We start from the raw sequence: 8,128 nt of genomic DNA on the forward strand, positions 1-8,128 counted from the left end.
CAACCGCCCGGTGGTGGCGGAGGCACGTCCCCCGGGGCTCCACCGCCGGTGTAACTGGCACGCACGAGAGCCCCACCACCACCCTGGTAGTACTCTACGGTCACAACATGTTTTCCAGCAGTGATCGGAACCGTGGCGGTGTAGGTCGTCGGACCCTGGTCCTTCCACTGGTCGATGATGAGCGCATCGTCGACGTACATGCGCACACCGTCGTCGGCCGTGGCGGTGAATGTGCTGTTACCTGCCCTGAACTGGTCGGTCCGGCTCCAGCGTGTCGAGAAGTTGTATGCACCTATATCGCCCACTCCCGGCCCTTTTTCGCCGAAATCGTAGCTGAGCGGGCTTTCGCAGCGCTCGGCCGCCGGTGCTCCGGACAGCGTCCTGTTGTTGAAGTAGGACGCGGCCCACTGGGTCGACAGGCAGGTCAATGACGATGGCGGAGCAGCAGCGAGGTAGGAGACCTGCGCGACGGCACCCCCACCATGTTCGTAGTACTCGACCTTGAGCGTATGATTACCTTCAGTAACCTTCGGGCTGGCTGTAAATGTGGTCGGACCCTGATCCCGCCACTGGTCGATGACGAGCGTGTCATCCACGTAGACCCGGATGCCGTCATCGGCTTCTGCAGTGATCGTTATGGCACCGGCCGACAACTTCTCGGTCCGAGTCCAGCGGACCGAGAAGTTGTCGGCACCGATACCGGGGACCCCGGGTGCTCCGGTTCCCCAGTCATGACTGATCGCGTCCTCGCACTGCACCCGAGCGGTACCCGCCAGCGCGGTCCCGGGAAAGTAGGACGCGGTCCACTGAGTGGCTGCGCAGGTCGGTGGTGGCGGCACTGGGGGTGCATAGCCGAACTGGACAAGGGCTCCCCCACCATTCTGGTAGTACTCCACCACGATCGTGTGCTCGCCGGCCGCGATCGTCGGGCTTGCGGTATAAGTGGTCGGCCCCTGGTCTTTCCATCCGTCGATGACCGTTCTGCCGTCCAGGAAAACCCGGATTCCGTCGTCCGCGGTTGCCGTGAAGCCGTATTCCCCGGGATCCAGATAAAGGGTCCGGGTCCACCGGACGGAATACCCTGAAGTTCCGATACCGCCGATCCCGGGGCCGGCCCCTCCCCAGTCGAAGCTGATATCACTGTCACAGCGTGAGTTGGCCGCTGGTGCCGTCAGCGCCATGTTCGCGAAGTAGTCGCCGGCCCACTGTCCGGCCGGACAGGTGACGGCCTTCGCCGTACCGGGGATGACGAGGACTACAGCGGCGAGCTGTACGGATGCGATTGCGAGCAGCCCGGTAAGAACACGGCGTCTTCTCGTCCACCGACGCCGTCTCGTGAACACCATAGCCGAAGGACCGGTCACGCCTCGACCTCCGGAACTGCGGTGGTCACCGGATTGCGGGGATACCGAAAAGAACTACGCGCCGGACGTTGGCGTTCGTTGTAGATGGTTCTGTCGACCAGTACGTAGCGGGCGGCCACAGCGATCGCCAGAGTTGCGAATGTGGCCATCGGGACGCTCGTATGCCAACGATCCACAAAAAGTCCGAGCAGTGGGAGTCGTATGACAAGGTCAAAGTTGTTCAGCAGCGCGAACGGCACGTATCGGCGGATCCTGGACTGACCGCCCCGTTCCCATACCAGTAGGTCGCAACCAATGAAATTCCATAGGATAGCAAACTGAGTGGCAATTATGGCGGCTATCAGATAATTCATTCCAGCATGGTGCAGAAGCGAGGTTCCGAAGATGTTGGGAAATATCCCGGTGGCACCCACCAGCGCAAATCGTGCCGCGCGGGGCAGCCGGAGTGAAAACAGCCGCCGCGCGAAGCGGACGCCCTCAGAGAGGGTAGCGTTCGATGATCCTGCATACCGTTCTCCGAATACATAACCGACCTCGACGACCCGAAGCCGACCGGTGCGCACCAGCAGCTCAAGAAGGATCTTGTAGCCATCCGGACGAAGGCGATCAAGATCTAGAGCTGCGATCCGGACGAGGAAGAACCCGCTCATCACGTCTGTCACCCCGCGCAACCGCAGCGGAAAGACCAGGCGGGACAGTAGGTTCGCTCCGGAAGACACCAACCGCCGGACCCCGGTGGCCAGGCCTGTAGCACTCCCGCCATCGACGTACCGGCTGCCGATGACGACGTCGACATCCCCTTCGCTCACCGCGGCAAGGAGTTTGGGAACCACCTCCGGCGGATGCTGTAGGTCACCGTCGAGAATGACGGCATAGTCGGCTCGACACAGCCGAATGCCTTCGGTGACAGCTCCTCCGAGCCCGCCCACGCGATACGGCGCCGGCCGATGATGGACCCGGACCCGCATTCGTACGGAGCTTCGGAGCCGCTTGATGGTCGCGGGCGTGTCGTCGTCCGAGTCATCGACGAAGATGACCTCACTTGGCAGATCCGCCAGGGCCGAATCAAGCCGGCGTAGGAGCGGTTCGACGTTCGCGGCCTCGTTGCGGGTCGGTACCACCACCGATACAACTACCTGCTCGCCCGGTTGGTAGCCGGAGACAACGGCGGTGCGCATGGTCGAAGCCACCGTCGAGGAAGCTCGCGGCTGCGGCACCAGGTCTGCGAGCCGCGCGTCGTAGACACGCTCGTCAGGCACACTCATCCGCAGATCTCCCCCCGATTCTGGACGGCCGCCACAACCGCGGCCATCCGCTGCATACATTGAATTCTGTGACCTGAGTTTCCCGGTCCGGTGGATCGACTATTGTTACGATCCTCTTCCGGCAGTTTGACCCAGGACTGCCCACGGCGGGATCGCCCGCATCGCAAGCAGTCATTTCCAGGCCGTTCTCGTCGGCCTGCTTCATTACTGTAGGAGCCGAGGTGATCGGCATCCGGGGTGCGGCGGCCACAACATGTTCGTTGTGCTTGTCGGCGCCGGCCGCGACCAACTTGATTACCACCCCGGTTGCGGCGGACAGCAAAGTTCAATCCCCCAACGCTAGCTCGTGACAAGACCCTCGTGGAAACTGCGAGGGAACCAGGTTTTTCGGGGCCTCCGGTGCCGCGAGAAAATCTCGATTGCGTCACCTTCGGCCGGCCGGTACCGAAATCCGTGGCAGGCCGGAGAGATCCGCGGTCAGTGCATCACGGAAAGAGCCGGGCCGCTTCGGTACGACCTGCGCGAAAATCGCTCTGGCCCAAGGGACCAGAACAGAATTAGCCGGTTTTACGGGATTACGGCCCGTCAGCCCGGCCGGAGCAGAAAGAGCAGACCTAAACTGCGAATATGAACCCCCCCGGATCAAGTCCGGTAGCGCAAATCGTGTCGGTGTGGAGCGAACGTATCAGGAGTCGATCGAGGTCTGCGTCGGCCGACCTGTGACGCGCACGTATCGGGCAGGTGTCATCGCCTATGAGGCTGACGCTGAATTGACAGAAACTACCCTCAGTTATTGGTCGACGTGGGGAAACTACTTACTGTAATCAAAGTACTTTCCTCAATCGCACACTGTTTACCAGCTATGAACCGCGCCACAGACATCCCCTGTAGGCCTTCATTTGATCTTCCGTTGTGCTTAAGGTGGTGGGTGACGCATGCGCGACACCCCTACCCTCGACGCCACCAGCTCTTATTTCGCATCTGGGTCCGTCGCCACGCTCGCACATCGGTGCGCGATGTCACTCCAGAACGGATCTGGTTTGCTGTCGGGCAGCCGGACCGGGCAGGTATCAGCACTGTGCGCTGGTTCCGTCGCTTGGATTCAGCATTGCCGCGGCATCACACCGCCTGCGCATGACGGCCACGTCCGATCCTCGACCTCGGCTCCTGGCCGGGGAGATCAGCCGTCATGGCGACGCCAACAGGCGAGCGCGGGAAAGTACACCGCGCTCGCCATGAAGACCGTATACGTGATCATGCAGATCGAATATCCGCCCGGCAGGCCCTGGCCACCGTCATCGAACTACGGCAGCTTTCAGCATCCCGAAACAGGTATCGAAATAACCGTTCCACGAGCCGAAAAACCTACCCTCGGGGGCTCCAAAATGCTGGGCTCACTTGGAAGGGGCAACGCCGTATTTATCGATCCCGGATCGTACCAGAGCAAGCGCAGCCGAGTTGGCGGCAAAATTCGCCTGGTCCATGAAGCTGAGCGCGAACAGACCCATGGACGTCACCTGTCGAATGTATGTGTCGGTGAACAAGGACTTCAGGTCGGCGGTCCAGGTGTTTTGGGAACCGTTGTCAGGCTTGAAGTGCGAGACCATGACGGGGCCGTACTGTCCGAGTATGCCGGTCATATCCAGAATATCCTGGGTATTCGAGTCCGACTGCATCGCCTGGAAGCTCTGAAAGTCGGACTGACGCATCACGTCCGCGAAATAGGGGAACATCGACCGGCCACCACCCTTGCCCGGGTCGTCGTAGCGTGCCTGCCAGCCTCCCCACCCCAGGGAGACCTTGGCGTTCGGGGCAACCGAGTGGAAAATCGCCATAGCCGCGAGGTACTTGTCCTTGAGCGCAAGGTAGTAGTTCGTGACCTCCGGGCTGGACGCCCAGGCATTGGTCTCGCAGGCGTAGGTCTGAAATTCCGTAAACAGCGTTACATAGAGTGGTGGCCCGCCGGCTGCGCCCTTGAAGATGTCAGCAAGCTTACGGGCATCGTCGAGAAAAGCCGCGGACAGCGGATAATCACGGCCGCAGGCCGGGCCATGTGAAGTCTGCGTGGTGCCGACCTGGCCGGTTCCATCAAGCCACACCACGAGATGAATTGAACGACCGGAAGCGTAGGTCTGTGGAATTCGGTTACTCGCCCAGTCCCGCATGAATCCAAGGTCGGACGGAGAGTTGTACCAGGTGGTAAACATTCCGAGCCCATCGGCGACGGGCGATGCCGCGTCACTGTCCAGGGCCGGGCCAAGTCCGAAGAGAAGCTTTCCGGAGCTGTTCGTACTGTGCGGAAGGGCTAGCGGGACGAGAGTCGACGATACGGGGCTTGGCCGGGCCGTCGGGGACATCGCCGGTTGCGAGGACGAGCTGGAGGACGATGGCGTTGCGGAAAGCCTGACGCCGGTGGTGGGCTCGGCCCCGGGTCGACCGATTTCGCCCGCTGCCGAAGCCAGGACAGTCGGTGGAGTGGGTGACGCCGTGAGGGCCGAGACGCCCTCCCCCGACACGGACGATTTCCGCGCAAGAGGTTGACAACCAGCCAGACTGACGGCGGTCGCGGCCACGAGAGAAAGAAGGGCGACTGTCGCGGGGCCGGTACGAGAAAGCTTTGCTGCGGTCACAGGCAGGTCCCGTCTGATCGAGATCAGTGGCCACAGCTTACGGGCCGGCCACTGGGAGGCAGCAGCTGGATGCCATGTCGACCCAATCGATGCCGGACAGTAGTCGGCCCTGTGGCGGCAGCGGCTACCTCATCCCGTGCGTTGCAGGATCTTGCCGTAACCATCCGCATAGCTGACATCAAGCTTGTGCGACACCCGAAGAAGTACTGGACCACGCACGTAGGTGTACTCGATCTTCGCCGGGTCGGAGCCCTGTGACGTGAGGAAACGCTGCCGCTGCTGTGCATCGGCCGGAGTTCGGAAGACTTCCACGCTTCCACCCAGCCAAACGCTTCCAGCGCTCGTGTCGGGCAACCCGTCACGGGACACGCGACCATCGACGAACGCGGCCTTCGAGATGTAGCCGCCCGGCCGACCGAGCAGATGCTCACTGTCCGTCGTAGTGGTGTAGACGATTGTGGGCGTCACGGGAAGGCCGGAATCCCTGAGCTGGGTGACCAGCTCCGACGCGCTGAGCGCACCAGGCGTGCCGGCCGGAGCAGGAGCGACCTGGGAGCCTGTGGGTGGGTTGATGCCGGACTGTCCGACCCCAGGTACCGACCCGGCCGCCGGGGACACAGCGGTGCCGGCACTCGGCGTACCGCTGGACGAACAAGCCGCTACCAGCAGCGTGCACAGAAGGACCAGTTGCGCCGTCCTTGACACTGAGTTCTTCATATCCGTGTCTCTCATCGTCGTTTCCCTGGAATGGTGGAGCTCGGTGCAAGGCGACGCCCGCTCCGCCCCGACCGCCACATCCCGGTCAGGTTGTCGTGCTGGTCCGACCGGCTGGCCGGATCAGCACGACAACTGTTGACATAGATGTCAGGCGTCCCCGGGCCCGCAGGCCACGCCGTCCTTGTTCGTGTCAATCTTCAGCTGATCCCGCTTACTCACCGGAATCGAACTCAGACCATGCTGCCGCAGCCACTGGCAGCGGTTACGGGTACCCGGCGGGAAGTTCACCGGCACGCACTGGGTCGGCAGACCATAGTGGTGGTCACAACCGTCGACGTACTCGCTGGAAAGTTTTACCGCGGGTGCGGGGAACACCCGCGAATTGACTGCGGTCGGCGGCAGGCTCGGACCCGCCACCTGCGGACTCGCGGTCATTATCCCAGGGCTGGTAGGGATAGGACCAAAGGGGCTGGTAGTGACCCGCGGGCTGGCGGTAGTCGCCTGCGGAACGGGAGTGGCTGTCCCCCGCGTGGGTGCCGCCGCGCTGGAAACCGCCGCGTCGGCGGTCCCCGCAGCCGTCACCGCAAAAGCGAGGAACGCGGCAACCAGACTCCGTCTGAGGACACGGTCATGTCGGCCCGGTTCATCGACCATGAGGGCTCTACTCCTTCCGATATTCCGCCTCATCCCACATGCACCCAACGAGCGACCGACGGCACATTATTGATGTCGGTGACGAACAGCATGTAGTCGCCTAGCGGAGCAATGTTCGGGTTGGCTGTGAGCGACACGGTCAGTTGCCCGTTGTTGTTGACTGTGATGGGCAGGTCGACCGAACGCTGGTTCGGGTCGGAGGAGTGTGTCACCGCGGCCGGCCTGATCAGCTGCGCGGACTTGATGGCCACGTTGGAGGTCGTGCCCACCGTCTGCGTCGAACCATAGGCCCACTGGGCAGCGGCCGCCGTGACCGTCGGCCGGACCCCGTTCAGCAGATAAGGAGGTGTGTAGATCGAGACACGCATGTCGAACGAACCGTCACCCGGGTTGTTCCCGATTGCGAGAACATGGCCATCCGGTAGCAGCAGCGCCGACGAATGGTACGTCCGCGGAACCGGGTCCGTTGCCATCACCGTGAACGTGTTCGCAACCGGGTCGTACATCGATGCCTCATACACCGGATCGGCCCGGTTGTGCAGGCCGCCCCCGGTCTCGAACACCTTCCCATCCGGAAGGATGACCGCGGACACGTACATCTTGTTTGCCAGCAGGTTCGGGCCGGGGACGTAGGCCGGATTCGCTCCGGACAGGTCGATGAGGTCCGTCGTGTTGTTCGCATCGACGTTGGTCTCGATGTTCCCCCCGCCGAAGGTGGCAACACGCTGGGCCTGCGCCGGTGGCAGCAGGACCGACATCGATTGGTCCCTCTCCTCCTTCAGGCGAAGTCCCGGTACATCGGCCACCTGACCGGTGTCCACGTTGTAGAGGTTGGCTCCGGGCCCATCGCTGACGTTGTTACCGAACACGTGCGAGCCGGTGTAGAAGAGCCGCCCGTCCTGCAGGAGAATCATCGACGGGTAGAGACCCCAGAAACGATAGGTCTGGGTCGGCCGTGGATTGTTCCACTGCCCGCTGGCACTGTAGAAACGCTCGACCTCGACGGAGCCGTTGCCATTCTCGTCCAGGCCACCAAGCGAAATCACGTCGCCGTTACCGAGCTCGGTGGCAGACGGGTACCAGTGCCCGGTGTTGAGATCATTCACCCGCACGTACTGATTCGTTGTCGGATCGAAGACATACGATGACTTGATGCCCTCGTAGCCATGGTCCGCGGTCGGGTAGGCCTTGTTCCCGCCCATCACCAACAATTGACCATTGGCAAGCTGAACATGTCCGGTGCAGAAGAAGTCATCGGGTGTCGGAACAGCGGCGAAGGCGCCGGTGGTCGGGTTCCATACCGATGTCTTGAAGGTGCCCGCCGCGAACTGATCGGGGTCGTTACCCGAACCTGCGATGAGCAGCACATTCCCGTTCTTGAGAAGTGCGGCATGAATAGCCCGCACGGGTGACTGGGAGCTGAGCACCTGCCAGGATCCCTTGGTGCACGCATCGCCCGCCGCGCAGTTCGAATGCTCGACCTGGGAGTAGTCATCGG

At 62.3% G+C, this 8,128-nt stretch carries 6 protein-coding genes; all 6 read right to left on the reverse strand.

The window, feature by feature from the left end:
- Window positions 1-1,364 (reverse strand): PA14 domain-containing protein (locus tag NBW77_RS21275; protein ID WP_250280225.1); only part of this gene is annotated, 1,364 nt, incomplete at its 3' end.
- The gene (locus tag NBW77_RS21280) at window positions 1,361-2,629 is read right to left on the reverse strand and encodes a glycosyltransferase (RefSeq protein ID WP_131749264.1); all 1,269 of its coding nucleotides are present in this window, start codon (window positions 2,627-2,629) and stop codon (window positions 1,361-1,363) included. The genes NBW77_RS21275 and NBW77_RS21280, both read right to left, overlap by 4 nt.
- A 1,394-nt stretch (window positions 2,630-4,023) precedes the next feature.
- On the reverse strand, window positions 4,024-4,836 hold the full coding sequence (locus NBW77_RS21285; RefSeq protein ID WP_131749266.1) for a hypothetical protein: 813 nt from the start codon (window positions 4,834-4,836) through the stop codon (window positions 4,024-4,026).
- A gap of 552 nt (window positions 4,837-5,388) precedes the next feature.
- Window positions 5,389-5,991 carry a hypothetical protein gene (locus NBW77_RS21290; protein WP_165486343.1) on the reverse strand — a complete coding sequence of 201 codons (603 nt, stop codon included), beginning with the start codon at window positions 5,989-5,991 and terminating at the stop codon, window positions 5,389-5,391.
- 132 nt (window positions 5,992-6,123) lie between these two features.
- Complete coding sequence (locus NBW77_RS21295) at window positions 6,124-6,393, reverse strand: hypothetical protein (RefSeq protein ID WP_131749269.1); 270 nt, start codon at window positions 6,391-6,393, stop codon at window positions 6,124-6,126.
- Between the two features lie 266 nt (window positions 6,394-6,659).
- The coding region (locus NBW77_RS21300) for a galactose oxidase early set domain-containing protein (protein ID WP_250280226.1) at window positions 6,660-8,128 on the reverse strand (1,469 nt) is incomplete at its 5' end.

The organism is Frankia sp. Cppng1_Ct_nod, assembly GCF_920656135.1.
GTDB classification, from domain to species: domain Bacteria; phylum Actinomycetota; class Actinomycetes; order Frankiales; family Frankiaceae; genus Protofrankia; species Protofrankia meridionalis.